The organism is Trujillonella humicola, from assembly GCF_046233715.1.
In the GTDB taxonomy this organism is placed as follows: domain Bacteria; phylum Actinomycetota; class Actinomycetes; order Mycobacteriales; family Geodermatophilaceae; genus Trujillonella; species Trujillonella humicola.
Genome location: NZ_JBJNRJ010000035.1, coordinates 17,109 through 35,576, shown reverse-complemented (window position 1 = coordinate 35,576; position 18,468 = coordinate 17,109). Strand labels below are relative to the sequence as shown.

Genomic DNA, 18,468 nt, shown 5'->3' with positions numbered 1-18,468 from the left:
GAGGTCGCCGACCGGGACGGGCGGCGGGGGAAGGGGCGGCGCCGGGAGCGGGACGCCGGCTCGCACCCGCGTGGCCCGGCCGGACATGCCGCGGGGCGCCCAGGTGCGCGTGTGCGGGTGCACCCGGAGGGCGAGGGCTCCGATCCACAGGATCAGGGCCAACCACGCGAGGACGTCGGTCACCGCAACCACCCGCCTACTCGTCGGGCCGCTCGGCCGAGCGGCGAGAGCCAACCCCACTGGAGGACGACGTGCGAATTCCGCTGCGCAGGACGAGGTCGTCGTGGACGGCCGCCCGCGTCAGCCCGAGGCCGGCGGCGTAGAGCAGCACCGTGGCCGCCAGGAATTCCGGGCGGGTGACGTTCCCGGTGCCGGCAGCGGTGAGCAGGGCGAGCCCCGCGCAGGTCGCGCCGACCCCGAGGGCGGCGCCGGCGATCCGGGCGGGGGTGGCTTCCGCGGCCGGCCGGACGTGGCCGGCGCGCCTCGGTCGCTCGAACCGGCCGAGGGCGAACACGAGGACGACCAGCACGGCAGCGCAGGCCAGTGCCCACACCGGGCGCAGGCCGAACCACGCGGCCGACAGCGGCTCGGGCGTCGGGAGGAGACCGGTGAGGTACAGCGCCGGCGCCGCCACCAGCACCGGCACCAGGTGCCAGAGGTAGACCGTCAGGATGGTCGCGTTGACCGCGGCGGTCGCCGTCCACACCAGCCGCCGGCGGGCCAGCCGACCCAGCGGGTCCCGCAGCATCAGCACCAGCCCGGATTGGGCTACCCCGTAGGCCAGCAACGCGAGCGTGGGGGGCGCGGTGTTCTGGAACTGCTCGCCGGGCACACCCAGCATCGAGACCGGGTAGGGGCCCAGGGCGACCAGCGCCACGGCGAGCAGCCCGCCGCCGGCGAGCATCGCCGCGGGCGTCCTGCGCCACGCCAGTAGCGTGCCGGCCCGCCAGGCCATGCCGAGGGCGTAGAGGCACAGCCAGACCAGCAGGAAGTTCGGCGCTGCGGCCATGGCCTGCCCGGAGGCCAGGCGCAGGGCGTCGGCGACCGTGACCGCGAGCACCAGCGCGCCGATCGACCACAGGCCCCAGCGCTCGTGCGCGAGCACCAGCAGGGGCGTGACGGCCACGACGGCGACGTAGACGGCCAGGAACCACAGCGGGATCGCCACCAGCCAGGCGGCCGTGGCCACGAGTCCGGGGTCGGCCACGAGCCGGCCGACGACGATGCCGGCGACGACGGCGGCCAGGAAGACGGTGGTGGGCCGCAGCAGGCGGCGCAGACGGTCGGCCAACCAGCCCAGCGGCGGGCGGCCGGCGGCTCGGGCGGACTGCCACGACGCCATCCCGGCGTAGCCGCCGACGAGGAAGAACAGCGGCATGACCTGCCACAACCACGACAGCCACTCCGCGGGTGGCCACAGGCCGAGCCCGTTGGTGCCGGTCAGCTGTCCGTCGCGGACGACGATGACCACCGCTACCCAGTGCCAGAAGACGACGGTGAGGATGGCCGCCGCGCGCAGCAGGTCGACCGCCCGGTCCCGGCTGTCGGGGGTCTGCTCGACCAGGGTGCGCAGCGACGGGCCCCTGCTCGGGGCGGGCATCCGCGACATGGCACCACCTCCCGCGTCGGTCGCGGAAGCGGTCTGGTCCACCCTCGCGGGCGGCGACCCCGGGCGGTGCGCCGGGATGACGAGATCGCCGTACGGACTACTCCCCGATTCCGAGGACAGTTTAGCGAAACCGGCTTCGCCTGTCCAGGGCGCAATGATGCCGCCCGCCGGTCAGGGCCAGAGCACCCACACGTAGGCGGCGTAACCGGCGAGCAGGAGGGCGCCCTCCCATCGCTGCAGGGCGAGCCGGGTGTACAGCAGCACCAGCAGCAGAACCGAGACCCCGACCATGACCGGGATGTCGAAGCGCAGCATCTCGTCGGGCACGTCGGTGGGGGCGACCAGGGCGGTCACCCCGCCGATGCCCAGGGTGTTGTAGACGCAGGAGCCGAGCACGTTGCCCAGCGCCACCTCGGTGTGCCGACGGACCGCGGCGACCACCGAGGTGACCAGTTCGGGCATGGAGGTGCCGAGGGCGACCACGGTGAGCCCGATGACGCCCTCGCTGATACCGAGCTCGCGCGCCAGGTCGATCGACCCACCGACGAGGAGTCGGGCGCCCACGACGAGCAGCAGGAGACCGCCAAGCGCGAGGAGCGTCGGGACGACCCGGTCGGCGGCGCGGTGCGCGGGCCGGCCCGGCGCGCGCACCGCACCCGGCACCAGCGCCGGGTCGAGGCCCTCGTGCGCCTCGGCCTTGTCGAAGGCGGCGGTGTGCCCGCCCGGGGGGTGCTCGGAGGTGCGTTCCTGCCGCCAGCTCGCGTAGAGGTAGGCGCCCAGCAGCCCGATCAGCAGGGCTCCGGCGAGTCGGTCGAGGGTCCACAGCCAGCCGATCAGCCCGAGCAGCGCGGCCGTGGCCACCACGGCGACGCCGTCGCGGCGCAGCGCCGCAGGCGGCACGGCGAGCGGCCAGATGAGCGCGGCCAGGCCCAGGATGACCAGGATGTTGAGGACGTTGGACCCGACGATGTTGCCGACGGCGATGCCGGGCGAGCCGACCAAGGCCGCCTGCACGCTGGTCACCAGCTCGGGGGTGGACGTACCGAAGCCCACGACGGTCAGGCCGATCAGCAGCGGCGAGACACCCAACCGCTCGGCCAGCCGCACCGCACCGCGGACCAGCAGCTCACCCCCGAGCGCGAGCAGGACGAGCCCGCCGAGGACGGACAGGACGGTGACACCCATGGAGGCCCTTCGGGGGGTTCGGGACAGCAACGGCCGTGGTGCGGACGCCACGCAGCCGTCCCGGATGGAGGGACAGCGCCTGGATGCGGCCGAGGCACCATAGCGCCCACGCGTCCGCGGGACGGCGAGGGATTCCTGTGCCCGGTCCCGTGCTCAGGGCCAGAGGACCCAGACGTAGACGACGTAGCCGGCGAGCATGAGCGCGCCCTCCCAACGCTCCAGCGCTCGGCGGGTGTGGAGCAGAGCGAGCAGCGCGAGCGACACCCCGACCATGACCGGGATGTCGAAGCGCACGATGGCCTCGGGCACCTCGGTCGGGGAGATCAGCGCCGTGACCCCGCCGATGCCGAGGACGTTGTAGACGTTCGATCCCAGCACGTTGCCCAGGGCCACGTCGGTGTGCCGGCGCACGGCGGCCACCACCGAGGTGACCAACTCGGGCATGGAGGTACCGATGGCGACGATCGTCAGGCCGATCACGGCCTCGCCGACGCCGAGCTCGCGAGCCAGGTCGATCGACCCGCCGACCAGGAATCGGGCACCGACGACGAGCAGGAGCAGGCCGCCGACGGCGAGCAGGAGCGGCACCACCCAGCCTTCGGACCGCGGCCGTTCGGCCATCCGGGCGCGCACCGCCTCGGGCGAGAGCGCGGGGTCGAGGTCCTCGAATGCATCGGCCCGGTCGAAGGCAGCGCCGTGCTGCCCGGCCGGGGGACCGGTGCGTTCCTGTCGCCAGCTCGCGTAGAGGTAGGCGCCCAGCAGCCCGATCAGCAGGGCGCCGGCGAGTCGGTCGAGGGTCCACAGCCAGCCGATCAGCCCCATCAGCGCAGCGCTGGCCACCACGAGGACACCGTCGCGACGCAGCGCCGTGGGCGGGACGGCCAGCGGCCAGATCAGCGCGGCCAGAGCCAGGATGACCAGGACGTTGACGATGTTCGAGCCGACGATGTTGCCGACGGCGATGCCGGGCGAGCCGACCAACGCCGCCTGCACGCTGGTGACCAGTTCGGGGGTCGACGTGCCGAACCCGACCACGGTGAGCCCGATCAGCAGCGGGGACACCCCGAGCCGGGTCGCCAGCCGTACCGCGCCGCGCACGAGGAGTTCGCCCCCGGCCACCAGCAGGGCCAGCCCCCCGACGAGGGACAGCACGGTGACACCCACGGAGCCCTCCTGCGATCCGGGGGGTGAGCGGTCGTCCCCGGCGGCGTCGGCGAACGTGCCCGAAGAGCCGCGGCCGCGTCAAGGGCCGGTGGGGTCTCGGGGGCGGGACGAGACGTGGATCACGGTCGGGTCGCGAGGCTTGCCCGGCGGGTGTGCCCGCCGCAAGACTGCGCCGGTGGTAGCCGCCTTGCTCAGCGTGGCCGTCCTCGTCCTGCTCGCCGCGCTGCTGGCGGTCGTCCGCGTCCTGCGGGGTCCGACCCGCGCCGACCGCATCGTGGGGGTCTACTTCACCTCGATCGGTGGCACGGCGCTCCTGGCCGTGCTCGGCGACCTGGCCGACGACCGCGCCTACCGCGACGCGGCCCTCGTCCTGGTGCTGCTGTCCTCGGTGCTCGCCGCCGCCTTCGCGGCTCGGGAGCGCGCGCCGGGAACCCCGGTCGCCGGCGCCGGCCCGGAGCGGTCGGAGGGCAGCCCGTGATCGATGCCGCCGCCCTCGTCCTCCTGCTCGCGGGTGCGGTGTGCGTGCTCGCCGCGTCGGTCGGATTGCTGCGCTTCCCCGACGTCGCCGCCCGCCTGCACGCGCTGAGCACCGCGGAGAACCTCGGCCTCGGGCTGCTCCTGGCCGGGCTGGCCCTGCGCGCGGACTCCGCCGCGTCGGCCGCGAAGCTCGGGCTGGTCTGGGTGGTCGTCCTGGCCACGTCGCCGACGAGCGCTCAACTGGTGGCCGGCGCAGCCACCGACGCCACCGCCACCCGGGAGCCAACGTGAGCGACGCCGTCGGCCTGGTGCTGGACGTCGTGCTGGCCAGCGCGGCCGTCGTCCTGAGCGCCCTCTGCCTGCTGGTGCGGTCGCGCTCCACCGCCGTCGTGCTGTTCATCGGCCTCGGTGTCGTGGTGGCCGCCGGCTACGCCCGGCTGGCCGCGCCGGACCTCGCGCTGGCCGAGGTCGGCGTCGGCGCCGCGGCCACCGGCGCCCTGCTGCTGCGGACGGTGGCCACCACGTCCGGGAGCCGGAGTGGTGGCGCCGCCGATGTCCGGACCGGCAGCAGCGGGCGCGGTCGTCGGACGCTGCGGGGGGCCGCCGTCGCGACCGCGGTCCTGGCGACCGGCGCGGTCCTGGCAGTCGCCCTCGTCCCCGTCCTCACGGAGCCGGCGCCGGGCCGGTTGCCCGAACTGGTCGCCGGCCGGGTGCCCGACAGCGGCGTGGAGCACCCGGTGACCGCCGTCCTGCTGGCTTTCCGCGCCTTCGACACGCTGTTGGAGGTCGCCGTGGTGCTGGTGGCGGCCGTCGTGTGCGTGGCCCTGGTCCCGCCGCACTGCGCCGACTGGGCTCCGGCACCCCCGTCCGCGGCGGCCCCGCTGTCGTTCCTGGCGCGCGCCGCGGTGCCGTTGGGCGTCGTGCTGGCCGGCTGGGTGCTCTACGTCGGCAGCTACGGGCCCGGAGGTGCCTTCCAGGGCGGCGCGGTGCTGGCCGGGCTGCTCGTGTTGCTGGTCCTCGCCGGCCGGCGGCCGGGCGTCCTGCGTCCGGAGGTCGTCCGCTACGGGCTGGTCCTCGGCACTGCGGTCTTCCTGGCCGTGGGGATCGCCGGCGTGCTCGGCGGCCGGGCACTGCTGACCTACGGCGAGTTGGGCACGGCCGCGATCGTCACCATCGAGACCGCACTGGCGCTGTCGGTCGGCGTCACCCTGGCCGTCTTCTACCTCTGCCTGGTCCCGCCGCTGCCGCGGGACCTGGACGCCTCTCGAGTGCCCCTCGAGGCGGCGCGGTGACGCGGGCCGTGGTGTTCGCCGCGGCGGGCGGGGCGATGACCGTGATCGGTCTGGTGGCCCTCGTCGCGGTGCGCGACCTGCTGCGGCGGGTCATCGCCACCAACGTGCTCGGCACGGGTGTGTTCGTCGTCCTGGCCGCGGTCGCCTGGCGCACCGACCCCGACGCCCCCGATCCCGTGCCCCACGCGCTGGTGCTCACCGGGATCGTGGTCACGGTCAGCATCACCGCCGTCGCGCTGGCCCTGGTGCAGCGCGTCGAGGCCGTGGGTCGGGACGGCGGGGCCGAACCCGGGCCGCCCCGGTGATGCCGCCCAGCCTGGTGGTGGCGGTGCCGCTGGCCGCGGTGCTGCTCACCGCCGTCCTCCGCTCCGCCGCCCTGGTGCGCCCCGTGGCCGCCGCCGGCGCTCTCGCGACGGCCGCTGCGGTCGGGGCGGTGGCCCTCGCTCCCGGCGCGACCCCGCGCGAGTCGCTCGGCGGGTGGGAGGCGCCGCTCGGCATCCCGCTCGTCGTCGGTGACCTGTCCGCGGTGCTCCTCGTCATGACGGCGGTCGTCGGCCTCGCGGTCACGGCGTACGCGCTGGCCGAGCGGCGCGAGGGGGCCTTCTGGCCGCTGTGGTTCGGGGTGTGGCTGGCGCTCGACGTCGTCTTCGTCGCTGCCGACGCCTTCACCATCTACGTGGGGTTCGAGGTGCTGGCGCTGTCCGCGGTGGGCCTGGTCGCCCTTGCCGGTGGGGTCGCCCTGCAGGCGGCCCTGCGCTACCTGTTCGTGACGGTGCTGGGCTCGCTGCTGTACCTGCTGGCGGTCGCCCTGCTCTACGCCGACCGGGGCACGCTGGCCTTCGCCACCCTCGCCGAGACCCCGGGGTCTCCGGCGGTCGCGGCGGTCGCGTTGGCCGCCGTCACCGTCGGGATGATGCTCAAATGCGCTCTGCTGCCGCTGCACGGGTGGCTGCCCGAGGCGCACGGAGGGGCGCCGGCGCCGGTGAGTCCGGTGCTGTCCGCACTGGTGGTCAAGGGTGCCCTGTTCGTCCTCGTGCTGTACTGGTTCACCCTGCTGCCGGGCACCGCCACCCTGCCGGCCGCCGGCATCCTCGGCAGCCTGGGCGCCGTGGCCGCGCTGTGGGGGGCGTGGATGGCCCTGCGGCAGGAACGCCTCAAGCTGGTCGTGGCCTACTCGACCATCGCCCAGATCGGCCAGCTGTTCCTCGTGTTCCCCCTGGCCACCCCGGGGTCGGGAGCCGACGCGGCGGGCCTGCGCGCCGCCTGGGTCGGCGCATTCACCCTGCTGGTGGCGCACGGTTTCGCCAAGGCGGCGATGTTCCTGGCGGCCGGCGCCCTGGCCGCGGCGCACGGCACCGATCGGCTGCCGGCGATGGCCGGGGCCACCGCTCGCCATCCCCTGGCCGTGGCCGCCTTCGCGCTGGCCGGGCTGAGCCTGGCCGGACTGCCCCCCAGCCTCGGCTTCACCGGCAAGTACCTGCTCCTGCAGTCCAGCGTGCAGACCGGCCGCTGGTACTGGGCGGTCCCCCTGGTCGTCGCCGGCGTGATGACGGCCGCGTACGTGTTCCGCGTGGTCTCACTGACCTTCGACCGCAGCACGGTCGACCGGCCGCGGCGCCGGCTGAGCGAGTCGCCGGGCCGCGAGGTGCCTGCCGTCGCGCTGGCGGTGCTCGCCGTCGTCCTGGGGTTCACCGGGGCCGGTCTCACCGGAAGGGTCGCCGACTCCGTCCCGCCGGTCGTCGCCGGGGCCGCCAGCACGCCGGCGAGCGGGCCGTCCGGGGGGCCGCCATGACCCCGGCCGCCGTCCCGCTCGCGCTGCTCGCTGCCTCGTTGGTCCCGGCGCTGGCCATCTTCCCGCTCGGTGAGGAGCGGCACGGCCTGCGCACCACCATCAACCTGGTCGGCGCCACCGCGAAGCTGGCCCTCGTCGCGGCCGTCTTCGCCCCAGTGCTCGACGGTCAGCGGTTCGAGTTCGCGACCTCGCTGGCTCCCGGCGTCGACCTGGTGCTGCGCCTCGACGAACTGTCCCTGCTGTTCATCGCCCTGTCGGTGGCGCTGTGGCTGGTCACCACGGTCTACGCGGTGGGCTATCTGGAAGGCTCTCCGCACCGCAGCCGGTTCTTCGGCTTCTTCAGCCTGTGCGTCACCAGCACCGTCGGCATCGCGCTGGCCGGAAACCTGGTGACGCTGCTGGTCTTCTACGAGCTGCTGACCCTGGTGACCTACCCGCTGGTCGCGCACCGCGGCACGCCGCAGGCACTGGCCGGGGCCCGCACCTACCTGCGCTACACCGTCGCGGGCGGGGCGGTCCTGCTGGTCGCGGTGGCCTCGCTGACCGCCCTGGGCGGCGGTGGCACCTTCGCGCCCGGGGGCATCGCGGCCGTGGCCGCGCTGGCCGACGAGCGGCCGGCGCTGATGCAGGCGCTGTTCCTGCTGCTGGTGGCCGGCTTCGGCGTCAAGGCCGCCGTCTTCCCGCTCCACGGCTGGTTGCCCCGGGCCATGGTCGCCCCCGCCCCGGTCAGCGCCCTGCTGCACGCCGTGGCGGTGGTCAAGGCCGGCGCCTTCGGCATCGTGCGCGTCGTCGACGACGTCTACGGCGTCGCGGTCGCCACCCGACTGGGCGTGCTCGTCCCGCTGGCGGCGGTCGCGGGGTTCACCATCCTCTACGGGTCGGCGCGGGCCCTGACCCAGGACGACCTCAAGCGGCGGCTGGCCTACTCCACGGTCAGCCAGGTCTCGGTCATCGTGCTCGGCGTCGCGGTGGGCGCGGTCGCCGGCACGACGGCGGCCCTGGCCCACCTGGTGCACCAGGGGCTGATGAAGATCACGCTGTTCTTCTGCGCCGGGGCGATCGCCGAGACCCACGGCCTGCACCGGGTCTCCGAGCTGCGCGGCATCGGCCGCCGGATGCCGCTCACCACAGCCGCGTTCACCGTCGGCGCGCTCGGCATGATGGGCGTCCCCCCGGTGGCCGGCTTCGTGACCAAGTACCTGCTCGGTGTCGGCGCGCTGGACGCCGGCCACGCCTGGGTGGTGGCGGTGCTGGCGTTGTCCACCCTGCTCAACGCCGCCTACTTCCTGCCGGTCGTCGTCGCCGCGTGGCTGCGGGCCCCGGACGGGCCTGCGCCGCCGGAGCACGCGCCGCCGGAGCACGCGCCGCCGGGGCGCCGCCGCCCCGAGTGCGCGCGCACGCTGCTGGTGCCGCTGGTGGTCACGGCGGTGGCCTCCCTCGCGGCCGGCCTGTTCGCCGCTGCGCCGTGGAGCCCGCTGGCACTGGCCGTCGCCATCGCCGAACGGACCGTGCCGTGACCGCGCTGTGGGCCGCCGCGCTGCTGGCGCCGCTGCTGCTGGCCGGCGCCCTCGTGCCGCGGGTCACCCGCGGCGCCGCCGTCGCGCTCGCCCCCCTGGCCTGCCTGCCCGCCGGCGTGCTGGTGGCCGCGGGACCGCCGGCCCTGTCGGTGCCCTGGCTGTTCCTCGGCGTCGAGCTCGAGCTGGACACGGTCTCCCGCCCCCTGCTCGCCGTGACCGCGCTGCTCTACGCGGTGGCCCTGGCCGCGGCGCGGGCGGAGCGGTCCGGCGATCCGCGGTTGCCGGCCTTCCTCGGCGTGTTCCTGGTCGCTTGCACAGGCAACTTCGCCCTGCTCGCCGCCGCCGACGCGGTGACGTTCTACGTCGGCTTCGCGGTGATGTCGCTGGCGTCCTACGGGCTGGTCGTGCACTCGCGCACCGACCGTGCGCTGCGCGCCGGCCGGGTCTACCTGGGTATGGCGCTGGTCGGGGAGGTCCTGCTGCTCAGCGGTCTGCTGGTCGCGGTGGCTGACGCCGGAGGTCCCGAGCTGCCCGCGGTACGGCAGGCGCTGGGTGAGCCGGGCAACCTGCCCGCCGCGGCGCTGGTCGTCTCCGGTCTGGCGGTCAAAGCCGGCACCTTCCCGCTGCACGCCTGGCTGCCGGTCGCGCACCCGGCCGCGCCGGTGCCGGCCAGCGCCGTGCTGTCCGGCGCGATGGTGAAGGCCGGCCTGGTCGGTTGGCTGCACCTGCTGCCCATCGGTGCGGTGGCGCTGCCCGAGCTGGGCTCCGCGCTGGTGGCAGCGGGCCTGGTCGGCATCTTCGGCGCGGTGGTCGTGGGTCTGGTCCAGGCCGAGGCGAAGGTGCAGCTGGCCTACTCGACGGTGAGCCAGATGGGATACCTGGCTGTCACCGTGGGAGCGGGGCTGCGGGAACCGGCCGTCGGCGCGGCCGCCGTGGCCGTCGCCGTGGTCTACGCGGCCGCGCACGGCACCGCCAAGGCCGCGCTCTTCCTGTCCGTCCCGGTCGTGAAGGCGGCCTCCCAGGGCCGGCGGCGCGGGCTCGCCCTGGGCGGGGTGGCCCTGGCCGGCCTTGCCCTGGCCGGCCTGCCGCCGCTGAACGGGTTCGTCGCGAAGTACGGCCTCAAGGAGCTGGCCGATGCTGCGGCAGTGCCTGAGGTGGTGCTGTCCGTGGGTGCCGTGGGCACGCTGCTGCTGCTGGGGCGCTTCTGGACCACCCTCGCCGCCGAGCCGACCGTCCCGGCGCGGTGGACCGTCCTGGAGAGCGGCTGGCTGCTGCTGCTGATCACCGGGCCGGTGCTGGTCTGGGCGCTGGCGGCCGATGCGCCGCCGGCGACGCCGGGCACCACCCTCGCGGCGCTGTGGGCAGGGACGTGGCCGGTGCTGCTCGGCCTGGCGCTGGTCGCGCTGGGTCGCAGCGGGTCGGGCCGACGGTGGTCGTCGCGCGCGCCGCGCGTGCCCGCCGGTGATCTGGTCGTCGTCTACGAGCCGGCCGCGGCGGGTGCCTTGCGCGTCCTGGACGTGGCCGGCCGGCTGCCCGGGCAGCTGGTGCAGAGTTCGGTGGCGGTCGCCCACGCCGTGGCCGCCCGCCTGCCGGCAGACGCCGTGGAGGTGCTCCGCCTGGCGCGGTGGCGAGCCGTGGGGTCACTGGCCCTGACCGTGCTCGTGGTGCTGGCGGGGGTGCTGCTCGCGTGAGGGCGGTGCGGTGGGCTGCGGAGGTGGCCGGACGGGCGCTCGTGCTGGCCGCGCTCTGGTGGGTGGTCAGTGAGGGAAGCCCGCTGGTCGGCCCGCAGTTCGCCGTGCTCGTGATCCTGGCCGCGACCGCGGCCAGCCTGTGGGTACTCCCGCCCCGCCCTCGGCGCCGTCCCCGGCCGGCTGCTCTGCTGCGGGCGGGAACGTGGTTCCTCACCTCCTGCGTCCGGGCGGGAGCGCGGGTGGCGTGGCTGGCGGTGCGGCCAGGACCTCCGGTCACGTCGACGGTGGTCCGCCACGACCTCCGGCACGGGGACGACGACCTGGCTGTGCTGATGGCCGACGTGATCTCCGTCCTACCCGGCACGCTCGCGCTGCGCATCGACCAGCATGCGCTGCACGTGCACGTGCTCGACGGGGCGACGTTCGACCCCGACGAGCTGGTCGCCGCCGAGCGGCGGCTGGCCGCGCTCTACGGGGGGACGTCGGCACCCGGCTGACCAGGCCGCACTCGTCGGCGTCCGGCGCGGGGTCCGAGGCCCGAGGGCGCTCACGCGCGACCCGCCGAGTCCTCCTCGGACACGGGAGCCGGCCGGCCGGACCCGGTCGCGTCGGGTGGGGGAGGCGGCGGGTGGGGGGCGGTCAGCTCCCGGTAGGCCGCGGTGTGCGCGCGCAGCGCGCTCACCGCGTCGGAGACCTCCGTGTTCAGCCGGCCGGGTTCGGGGACGACCCGTTCCGCCTGGTCGACCGCGTCGCAGGCCTCGGTGAGCAGCTCGAGGTAGGCCCGCGCCTCGGCCTCGAGGTCGGCGGAACCGTCGGCCGGGCCGGCCGTGCCGGGGGCCAGCGCCCGCTGGCGCAGGCGCTGCTCGATCCGGTTGCCCTCCGCCTCCAGCGAAGGCAGCAGGGCCGGCACCTCGCCCAGGTGCGCGCCGGCCTCCTGGGCGGAGGTCACCCGGCGGCGCAACCGGCCCCGGCCGCGGGCCACCTCCAGCTGCAGCTCCGCGGCGGTCCGCCGCTCGCCCGGTGGCAATCGTCGTGCGGCGGCCGCCGTGGCGCCCTGCACGCCCATCTCCCGGCCGAGGGCGGCCAGCTCCCGGCCGCGGGCCGCCAGGCCGCTGCGCCGGACCCGCCGGACGGCCAGCCCGGTGGCCACCACGACGACCAGCACCAGGACCAGCACGAGGCCCCCGAGCACCGCGAGGAGCGCCGGGTCCAGCGACAGCAGCCACGACAGGTCGCCGTCCACCGGCCCCTCGAGCTCGGCGAGGACGGTCGGCGGGGGTGCGGTCATCGCGATTCCTCCTCCGGGCGGCGGGACTCCGCCCTCCTGATGAACGGTCCTACGCGTCCGGCCGGTTCCCGGCTCGCGGCCTGCCTGCCGCGTCGGGCCGCGAGCTCGACCCGGCCGACGGCGGCGATCAGGGCGGCCAGGACGGCCGCCGGCGCCAGCAGCCACAGCCAGCGTTGCGCCCACCACTCGGCAGTGGGCTCGGTGAGCAGCGTGCCGCCGAGAGCTTCGACCGCGAGCACGACGGCGAGCAGCGCGGTCATGTGCCACAGGAAGACGGTGATCGCCACCACGTTGAGGGCCACCACCGCACGCCACGGGATGGGCCGGCGCAGCCAGCGGTCGGCGGCGGGAGCGAGCAGAGCCAGCAGGCCGAGCTGGAAGACGGCCAGCGCCGCGATGGCTGCGGTGGTGGGGAACATGTTCGACTCCGGGTCGCCCACGGTCGCGACCATCGAACGCGGGAAGCCGCCCACCGTGGTCAGCACCACCAGCGCGGCCAGGCCGGCCGCGACCACGGCGAGCTTGCGCCGCAGCGGCGCGGCGCCCAGGCGGCTCGTCCGCCAGGCGTAGCCGAGCTGGTGGCAGAAGAGCCACACGAGCCCCATGGTCACCCAGCCCGCCCAGGTCGGACCCACCATCCGGTCGGCCACGGTGCCGACCGCGATCGCCGCGGCCAGGCCGGCCAGCACCGGTCCGGCGAAGCGCTGGTGCGCCCGCGCGGTGACCGGCACGGCGGCGACCAGCAAGGCGTACACCCCGAGGAACCACAGCGGGACGAGGAAGCCGGGGAACCACTCCCACACCCAGCGGTGCGGGCCCGGGAGCAGTGCCGCGACCAGCTCGGCGGCCAGCCACAGGACCGCCCAGAGGGCGGTGGGCACCATCAGCCGGCGCAGCCGGTCAGCCACGAACGCGGCCCCCGAGCCACCGGTCGCGCGGGTGCTCTCCCAGGCGGCCAGGTTGGCGTACCCGCCGACGAGGAAGAAGACAGGCATCACCTGCAGCACCCAGGTGGCCAGCCAGCCGCCCGGCACGGCGTCGATGGGATTGGGCATGGCCAGGACTCCGCCGTCGGTGCGGTGGGTCACCGACAGCGTCCAGTGCCAGACCGTGACGACGAGGATGCTCGCCGCCCGGGCTGCGTCGACCAGCCGGTCGCGGGTGTCCGGCGTGCCGGCAGCGGCGTGGCGCAGGATCGCCTGCATCCGGCTCGGCATGGTCAGCGCCTCCTTCCGGCACCGAGGCCACGGCGTCCGGTGCCTGCCCGAGCGCCGTTCGGCGACTCGTGCACGAAGATCGTCCTGTGCGCGTGCTCGGCGACGACCGCAGACGTCTCCTGATCCTCACCGGCGCCCTGGTGCCGGTGCTCGTGGCCTGGAACAACGTGGTGGTGCCGTGGGTGCCTGCCGGGACCGGGCCCTACGTCGCGCTCAACGGCGCGGCGACGGTGGTGCTCCTCGCCATCGCCCGCTGGTGCGGGCTGTGCTGGGCCGAGCTCGGTCTGGGCCGTCGGTGGTTGCGCAGCGGCGCCCGGTGGGGCTTCGGCGCCGCCGGAGTGGTGGCGGCCGGTTACGCTGCGGCGCTCGCGCTCCCGGGGCTGCGCCCCCTCCTCCTCGACGGCCGGGTGGCAGGCACGCCCGCTGCCGAGCTCGCCGCCGCGGCGCTGGTCCGCATCCCGCTCGGCACGGTCGTGTGGGAGGAGGTCGCGTTCCGCGGCGTGCTGCTGGCCGCACTGGTGCGGCTGACGTCCTGGCGAGCGGGGACCGTCATCGCCGCCGCGGTGTTCGGTGTGTGGCACGTCCGGCCGACGCTGTCCGCGCTCGCGGCCAACGACCTGGTCGACGGCCACCTGGCCCGTGCCGGCGCGGTGCTGCTGGCCTGCCTGGCCACGGCCGCCGCCGGCCTCCTGCTCGCCGAGCTGCGCCGGCGCAGCGGGAGCCTGCTCGCCCCCGTCCTGCTGCACCTGGCCACCAACAGCCTCGGCCTGCTCGCCGCGGCCGCCGCTCACCGGGTCCACTGACGCGCTGCTCACCGTTCGCCGCTGGTCAGAGCAGCTCGGGGAGCTGCTGCTGGGCACGGTCGTGCGCCCGCCGGAAGCCGATCGTCACGAACGTCGCAGTGATCACCACGAACAGCGAGTACAGCGCCGGGATGAGCAGCACGTCCTGCTCCACGGCGCCGCTGAACGACAGCAGCACGAGGGTGATGGCCAGAGGACCGTTGACGATGCCGATCTCCAGCGCCAGCGTGCGCCGGTCGGGCACCCCCAGGCCGAGCAGCTTGGCATACCCGTACGCCGCGGCCATGCCGAGCAGCGGCAGGCCGATCGCCCCGGCGTAGACCTGCCACGGCGACTCGACCAGCAGCTGCCAGTTGCGCGGCACCCAGGTGACCATCAGCAGGACGATGAAGAGCACGCCCAGCACGCTGCCCACCAGCTCCAGGGTGGCGCCGAGGTTGGCCGTCCGGCGCCGGATCCACAGCCCGAGCAGCACCGGCAGCACCAGCAGCACGAGGCTCGCCACCACGTTCGAGGTGGGCACGTCGATGCCCTCGGCCAGCGCGCCGCCGTAGAAGAGCAGCGTCAGCGGGGCGAGCACGATCGCCGCCAGCGTCGTCCCGATGGTCACCACGACGCTGAGGGCGAGGTTGGCCCGGGCGAAGTACGTGTACAGGTTCGACGTCGTCCCGCCGGGCATGCAGCCCACGATCACCAGGCCGATCGCCAGGGCCGGGGGCAGCTGCAGCAGCCAGGCCAGCGTGAAGGCGATCAGCGGCATGATCGCGAACTGCCCGGCGACCGCCAGCGCCAGGTAGCGGGGACGGCGGAGCTCGTCGCCCAGGTCGCGGAAGGTCATCGCCGCCCCCATGCCGAGCATGACGACGGCGAGGATGGCGGTGAGCATCGCCTGCTCGAACGGGCCGACCACCGCCGTCAGCCCCCGGTCCGCGGGACCGGCACCGGGGCGTCCGCCTGCGCCGCCCGGACGTCCTTGCGCAGGATCTTGCCGATCGGTGACTTGGGCAGGTCGTCGGCGAAGGTCACCTCGCGGGGCACCTTGTACCCGGTCAGCCGCTGCACGGCCCACGCCCGCACCTGCTCGGCGGTGAGAGCCGGGTCGGTGCGGACGACGACGGCCCGCACCCGCTCCCCGGAGGCGGCGTCCGGCACGCCGACCACCGCCGCCTCGCGGATGCCGGGGTGTGCGGTGAGCACCTCCTCCACCTCCGTGGGGTAGACGTTGAAGCCGCTGACGAGGACCAGATCCTTCGTGCGGTCGACCAGGCGCACGTAGCCGTCCCGGTCGACGATCGCGACATCACCGGTGCGCAGTTCGCCGCCGCGCAGCACGGCGGCCGTCTCCTCGGGCCGGCGCCAGTACCCGGCCATGACCTGCGGACCCCGGGCGCAGAGCTCCCCGGGTTCGCCGGCGGGCACCGTCGCACCGGAGTCGTCGACGCAGCGCAGCTGCGTCCCTGGCACCGGGATGCCGACGGTGCCTGGCCGGGCGCGGTCGTCGAGCGGGTTGAACGTGAGCACCGGGGAGGCTTCGGTCAGGCCGTAGCCCTCGACGACGGGGACGCCGGTGACCTGCTCCCAGCGCTGCGCGACCGAGCCGTGCAGCGCCATGCCCCCGGCGACCGCCGCCCGCAGCGCCGGCGGCGGGTGGTCGACGAACCACTGCTCGCGGCAGAGCCCGTCGAACAGGGTGTTGACCCCGGTGATCCAGGTGACCGGGTGGTTCTCCAGCGCCCGCTTGAGGTTGGTCAGCGGCCTCGGGTTGGGGACCAGGACGTTGTGCGCGCCGCGGCGGTGGAAGCCCAGCAGGTTCACCGTGAAGGCGAACACGTGGTAGAGCGGCAGGGCCGTCAACACCGTCTCCCGGCCCGGGCGGATGAGGTCGCCGGTGACGGCCATCATCTGCTCGCAGTTGGCCAGCAGGCTGCCGTGGGTGAGCACGGCCCCCTTGCTCACCCCCGTGGTGCCCCCGGTGTACTGCAGCGCGGCCGGATCCGCCGGGCCCAGGTCGCGCCAGTACCGGTCGGTGCCGCCGGCGGCGAGGAGGTGTACGCCGCGCCGCAGGGCATCGCCCAACCTCGTCGCCGGGAAGCGAACCGGCGGCAGTGTCCGGTCCCAGACCCGCTGCACCGTTCGGACGATGCCGGCGACGTAGCGCGGGAAGAAGGAGGTGACCGGAGCGAGGACGACCGGCGGGTGACCCAGATCCGGCAGCGCCGGTGCCAGCCGGTCGGCGAAGAGGTCGGCCACCACGACCGCGGCGACCTCGGCGTCGGCGTACTGCCGCCTAAGCTCCGGCGTGGTGTACAGCGGGTTGGTGTTCACCAGCACGCAGCCGGCCTTCAGCGCGCCGAAGGCCACGACCGGGTAGGCGAGGCAGTTCGGCAGTTGCACGGCCACCCGATCACCCGGGGACAGCCCGAGCTCCTCGCGCAGGTAGGCGGCGAAGGCGTCGGCGGCACGGTCGGTGTCGGCGTAGGAGATCCGGCCGTTCATCCCGTTGGGCAGGACGGCGGTGAAAGCGGTTGCGGCATGGTGCTCCCGCGCCGTCGAGGTCAGCATGTCGGGCAGGTTGTCGAAGGGCGGGATCGACAGCGAGCCCGCGCTGTCCGGCGCACCGCGGGGCGGCGGGGGAGCAGCGGTGACCGGGGTCGTGCCTTCCTGTCCGCTGCCGCCGACCGGGCTGATCACGGGGCTTCCCCTGGCATGTCGGCCTCGTGGTCCTCGTGGAAGTCGAACGCCGGCGCGCGGGGTCGCGTGTCGGGTGCCGGGGCGGTGATGGCGCGCACCGTCGTCTCGCCCGCGCGGGCGAAGGTGAGCGTCAGCTCCACCGACTGGGCCGAGCTCTTCGGATCGACGAGCCCGATGAGGGTCACCGTCGGGCCGTCACCGCTTCCGTCTCCCACGAACACCGTCGTGTCCGCCGGGAGGGGGATGCCTGACTGCCCGCCGGCCGCCTCCATGGCCGCACCGGTGAACGGCTCACCGCGCACGTCGACGAGCACGTCGTCCTCCCGCCCGCTGTTCTCGACCGCCATCGTGAGCGGAACCGGCTCGCCGGGATCGCGCACTCCGTCGCGGGGATAGGCCAGCTGGGCTGCACGGATGGTGAGGTCGCCGACACGGGCCGCGCCTCCGGTGTGGTCACGGGCGGACGTCGCCGTCTGGGCCGCCTGACCGGCTCCGCACGCGCCGAGGACCAGCGGTGCCACGCACAACAGGAGGGCGACGGCGCATCGTCGTCCGGGGGTCATGAGGTCCGCTCCTTCCAGGGGCCGTCATCGGTGCCGGTACCGGCTCGACGGGACATCGGCCACGTCGCGGCCCCCGGAGCGGACCGGGCTCGTGACCGGAGGGTCAGGACTGCGCGGTGATGCTCGCTGAGCAGCCCGTCAGCGACGACGACCACCCACCCGCCCCGCTGGTGGACCAGCCGCATGAGCTCCTCGACCGATCCATCGGCCTCTTGGTGGTTGCCGCCCTCGGCGTTCCGGTCGGGAAAGACGAGGCCGGCCTCGACAGCGAGCATCTCCGGCCGCGCGGCGTGGGCAGCCGACCACGCCGCGCGGACACCGTCGACAACCTCTCCGCGGGGGCGGCGGGAATCCATCAAGCGCAGGGCATCCTCCTGCTGGGACCGCAGGTACCGCTCCACCGTCGACCGGATGCGGGGAAGAAGGTCGATCAGCCGCTCCTGCGGGTCCACGAGCGTGACCGTCCCGGCGAGCCGGCCCGTGTTGCGCGAGATGCGCTCGAACGCGGCCAGCACGTGGTCCTCGCCGACCAGGACCAGGGGCGCCGGGGCCCGGCGCAGTCGGACACCGAGGTCGAGGTCCACCTCGTGCAGGAAGTCGTCCAGGCGCCGGGGGGAGGGTGAGGTGAGGACCTCCCGAGCGTTGAGCGGGAAGCCGGACCACATGGGCCGGCTGGAGCGGCCGCCGCGGTCGTCGAGCAGGTGGGCCTCGTGCTCGCTCAGCAACAGCACGACGTGCTCCGGTGTGCGGGGGAGGAGGCGCGAGGTCACGGGTGGCGAACGTCGGGCCGACGACGACCCGATCGGTGACCGGGTCGGCGAGCCGCACGACCTCCTGGACCTCGGCGTTGACGAAGACGGCGATCGCGCGGCCGGTGGGCCCGGAGAGCGCGGACGACACCGTGGCGTGCAGGGCACGGGCGACCGCGTCCGGGTCGGCCGCCGGCTGCCCGAGCAATCGGGCGCCCGCGGCTGCCGCCATCCCGGCAAGAGTCCGGGCGTCGGCCTCCGAGATGGTCGGGCCCGGGGTGGTGGATGCGAGCAGCGACACCGACGGAGTGCCACGGGCCGAGCGGAGCCGCTCGATGGTGGAACGCGTCGGAGCGGTCGACGTGGATGCCCCCCGCGCAGCGGGGTCCGGGGTTCCCGTCACCCCGTTCACTTCCCGACCAGCTCGATG

General features: G+C 75.0%; 18 protein-coding genes. 9 read left to right on the top strand and 9 right to left on the bottom strand.

What is annotated here, in order from left to right:
• Positions 1-196 precede the first annotated feature (196 nt).
• The 3 genes from ACK586_RS16665 to ACK586_RS16655 form a co-directional block, all read right to left on the bottom strand.
• A complete protein-coding gene (locus ACK586_RS16665; RefSeq protein ID WP_409331616.1) occupies positions 197-1,609 on the bottom strand; it encodes an acyltransferase family protein in 1,413 nt (470 codons plus the stop codon).
• Between the two features lie 171 nt (positions 1,610-1,780).
• Positions 1,781-2,794, bottom strand: coding sequence for a calcium/sodium antiporter (locus tag ACK586_RS16660; protein ID WP_409331615.1), 1,014 nt, complete (start codon positions 2,792-2,794; stop codon positions 1,781-1,783).
• A 153-nt stretch (positions 2,795-2,947) separates the two neighbouring features.
• The gene (locus ACK586_RS16655) at positions 2,948-3,958 is read right to left on the bottom strand and encodes a calcium/sodium antiporter (RefSeq protein ID WP_409331614.1); all 1,011 of its coding nucleotides are present in this window, start codon (positions 3,956-3,958) and stop codon (positions 2,948-2,950) included.
• A 175-nt stretch (positions 3,959-4,133) separates the two neighbouring features.
• On the opposite strand from ACK586_RS16655, the gene ACK586_RS16650 reads away from it, so the two are divergent.
• The 8 genes from ACK586_RS16650 to ACK586_RS16615 are packed head-to-tail and all read left to right on the top strand — an operon-like array spanning position 4,134 to position 11,224.
• Entirely contained in the window at positions 4,134-4,436 is a 303-nt protein-coding gene (locus ACK586_RS16650) for an MrpF/PhaF family protein (protein ID WP_409331613.1), read from the top strand.
• Positions 4,433-4,726: a monovalent cation/H(+) antiporter subunit G gene (locus tag ACK586_RS16645; RefSeq protein ID WP_409331612.1), complete on the top strand. Its 294-nt coding sequence runs from the start codon at positions 4,433-4,435 to the stop codon at positions 4,724-4,726. The genes ACK586_RS16650 and ACK586_RS16645 overlap by 4 nt, the downstream gene beginning before the upstream one ends.
• Positions 4,723-5,727: an MnhB domain-containing protein gene (locus tag ACK586_RS16640; protein WP_409331611.1), complete on the top strand. Its 1,005-nt coding sequence runs from the start codon at positions 4,723-4,725 to the stop codon at positions 5,725-5,727. The genes ACK586_RS16645 and ACK586_RS16640 overlap by 4 nt, the downstream gene beginning before the upstream one ends.
• A complete protein-coding gene (locus ACK586_RS16635) occupies positions 5,724-6,032 on the top strand; it encodes a cation:proton antiporter subunit C (protein WP_409331610.1) in 309 nt (102 codons plus the stop codon). The genes ACK586_RS16640 and ACK586_RS16635 overlap by 4 nt, the downstream gene beginning before the upstream one ends.
• Positions 6,032-7,519 carry a complex I subunit 5 family protein gene (locus ACK586_RS16630; RefSeq protein ID WP_409331628.1) on the top strand — a complete coding sequence of 496 codons (1,488 nt, stop codon included), beginning with the start codon at positions 6,032-6,034 and terminating at the stop codon, positions 7,517-7,519. Before ACK586_RS16635 ends, ACK586_RS16630 begins: the two co-directional genes overlap by 1 nt.
• On the top strand, positions 7,516-9,036 hold the full coding sequence (locus tag ACK586_RS16625) for a complex I subunit 5 family protein (protein ID WP_409331609.1): 1,521 nt from the start codon (positions 7,516-7,518) through the stop codon (positions 9,034-9,036). Before ACK586_RS16630 ends, ACK586_RS16625 begins: the two co-directional genes overlap by 4 nt.
• Positions 9,033-10,727 carry a proton-conducting transporter transmembrane domain-containing protein gene (locus ACK586_RS16620; RefSeq protein WP_409331608.1) on the top strand — a complete coding sequence of 565 codons (1,695 nt, stop codon included), beginning with the start codon at positions 9,033-9,035 and terminating at the stop codon, positions 10,725-10,727. Before ACK586_RS16625 ends, ACK586_RS16620 begins: the two co-directional genes overlap by 4 nt.
• 5 nt (positions 10,728-10,732) lie before the next feature.
• Positions 10,733-11,224, top strand: coding sequence for a Na+/H+ antiporter subunit E (locus ACK586_RS16615; RefSeq protein ID WP_409331607.1), 492 nt, complete (start codon positions 10,733-10,735; stop codon positions 11,222-11,224).
• A gap of 50 nt (positions 11,225-11,274) precedes the next feature.
• On the opposite strand, the gene ACK586_RS16610 is transcribed toward ACK586_RS16615, so the two are convergent.
• Complete coding sequence (locus ACK586_RS16610) at positions 11,275-12,015, bottom strand: hypothetical protein (protein WP_409331606.1); 741 nt, start codon at positions 12,013-12,015, stop codon at positions 11,275-11,277.
• Positions 12,012-13,232: an acyltransferase family protein gene (locus tag ACK586_RS16605; RefSeq protein WP_409331605.1), complete on the bottom strand. Its 1,221-nt coding sequence runs from the start codon at positions 13,230-13,232 to the stop codon at positions 12,012-12,014. Before ACK586_RS16605 ends, ACK586_RS16610 begins: the two co-directional genes overlap by 4 nt.
• Positions 13,233-13,318: 86 nt before the next feature.
• Here ACK586_RS16605 and ACK586_RS16600 point away from each other — a divergent pair, with 86 nt between their 5' ends.
• Positions 13,319-14,035 carry a CPBP family glutamic-type intramembrane protease gene (locus ACK586_RS16600; RefSeq protein WP_409331604.1) on the top strand — a complete coding sequence of 239 codons (717 nt, stop codon included), beginning with the start codon at positions 13,319-13,321 and terminating at the stop codon, positions 14,033-14,035.
• A gap of 25 nt (positions 14,036-14,060) precedes the next feature.
• Here ACK586_RS16600 and ACK586_RS16595 read toward each other — a convergent pair whose 3' ends face one another.
• The 4 genes from ACK586_RS16595 to ACK586_RS16580 are packed head-to-tail and all read right to left on the bottom strand — an operon-like array spanning position 14,061 to position 18,020.
• Positions 14,061-14,945 (bottom strand): bile acid:sodium symporter family protein, encoded by an 885-nt coding sequence (locus ACK586_RS16595; RefSeq protein ID WP_409331603.1) that lies wholly within the window; start codon positions 14,943-14,945, stop codon positions 14,061-14,063.
• A 5-nt stretch (positions 14,946-14,950) separates the two neighbouring features.
• Positions 14,951-16,726: a long-chain-fatty-acid--CoA ligase gene (locus ACK586_RS16590; RefSeq protein ID WP_409331602.1), complete on the bottom strand. Its 1,776-nt coding sequence runs from the start codon at positions 16,724-16,726 to the stop codon at positions 14,951-14,953.
• Positions 16,723-17,289: a copper chaperone PCu(A)C domain-containing protein gene (locus ACK586_RS16585; protein ID WP_409331601.1), complete on the bottom strand. Its 567-nt coding sequence runs from the start codon at positions 17,287-17,289 to the stop codon at positions 16,723-16,725. Before ACK586_RS16585 ends, ACK586_RS16590 begins: the two co-directional genes overlap by 4 nt.
• Positions 17,286-18,020 carry a baeRF3 domain-containing protein gene (locus tag ACK586_RS16580; protein WP_409331600.1) on the bottom strand — a complete coding sequence of 245 codons (735 nt, stop codon included), beginning with the start codon at positions 18,018-18,020 and terminating at the stop codon, positions 17,286-17,288. Before ACK586_RS16580 ends, ACK586_RS16585 begins: the two co-directional genes overlap by 4 nt.
• Positions 18,021-18,468: the final 448 nt, after the last annotated feature.

What these genes read in the sequence shown, in the direction of transcription:
- ACK586_RS16665 (WP_409331616.1), bottom strand. Translation starts at nt 1,609, where the DNA reads ATGTCGCGGATGCCCGCCCCGAGCAGGGGCCCGTCGCTGCGCACCCTG.
- ACK586_RS16660 (WP_409331615.1), bottom strand. Translation starts at nt 2,794, where the DNA reads ATGGGTGTCACCGTCCTGTCCGTCCTCGGCGGGCTCGTCCTGCTCGCG.
- ACK586_RS16630 (WP_409331628.1), top strand. Translation starts at nt 6,032, where the DNA reads ATGCCGCCCAGCCTGGTGGTGGCGGTGCCGCTGGCCGCGGTGCTGCTC.
- ACK586_RS16625 (WP_409331609.1), top strand. Translation starts at nt 7,516, where the DNA reads ATGACCCCGGCCGCCGTCCCGCTCGCGCTGCTCGCTGCCTCGTTGGTC.
- ACK586_RS16610 (WP_409331606.1), bottom strand. Translation starts at nt 12,015, where the DNA reads ATGACCGCACCCCCGCCGACCGTCCTCGCCGAGCTCGAGGGGCCGGTG.
- ACK586_RS16605 (WP_409331605.1), bottom strand. Translation starts at nt 13,232, where the DNA reads ATGCCGAGCCGGATGCAGGCGATCCTGCGCCACGCCGCTGCCGGCACG.
- ACK586_RS16585 (WP_409331601.1), bottom strand. Translation starts at nt 17,289, where the DNA reads ATGACCCCCGGACGACGATGCGCCGTCGCCCTCCTGTTGTGCGTGGCA.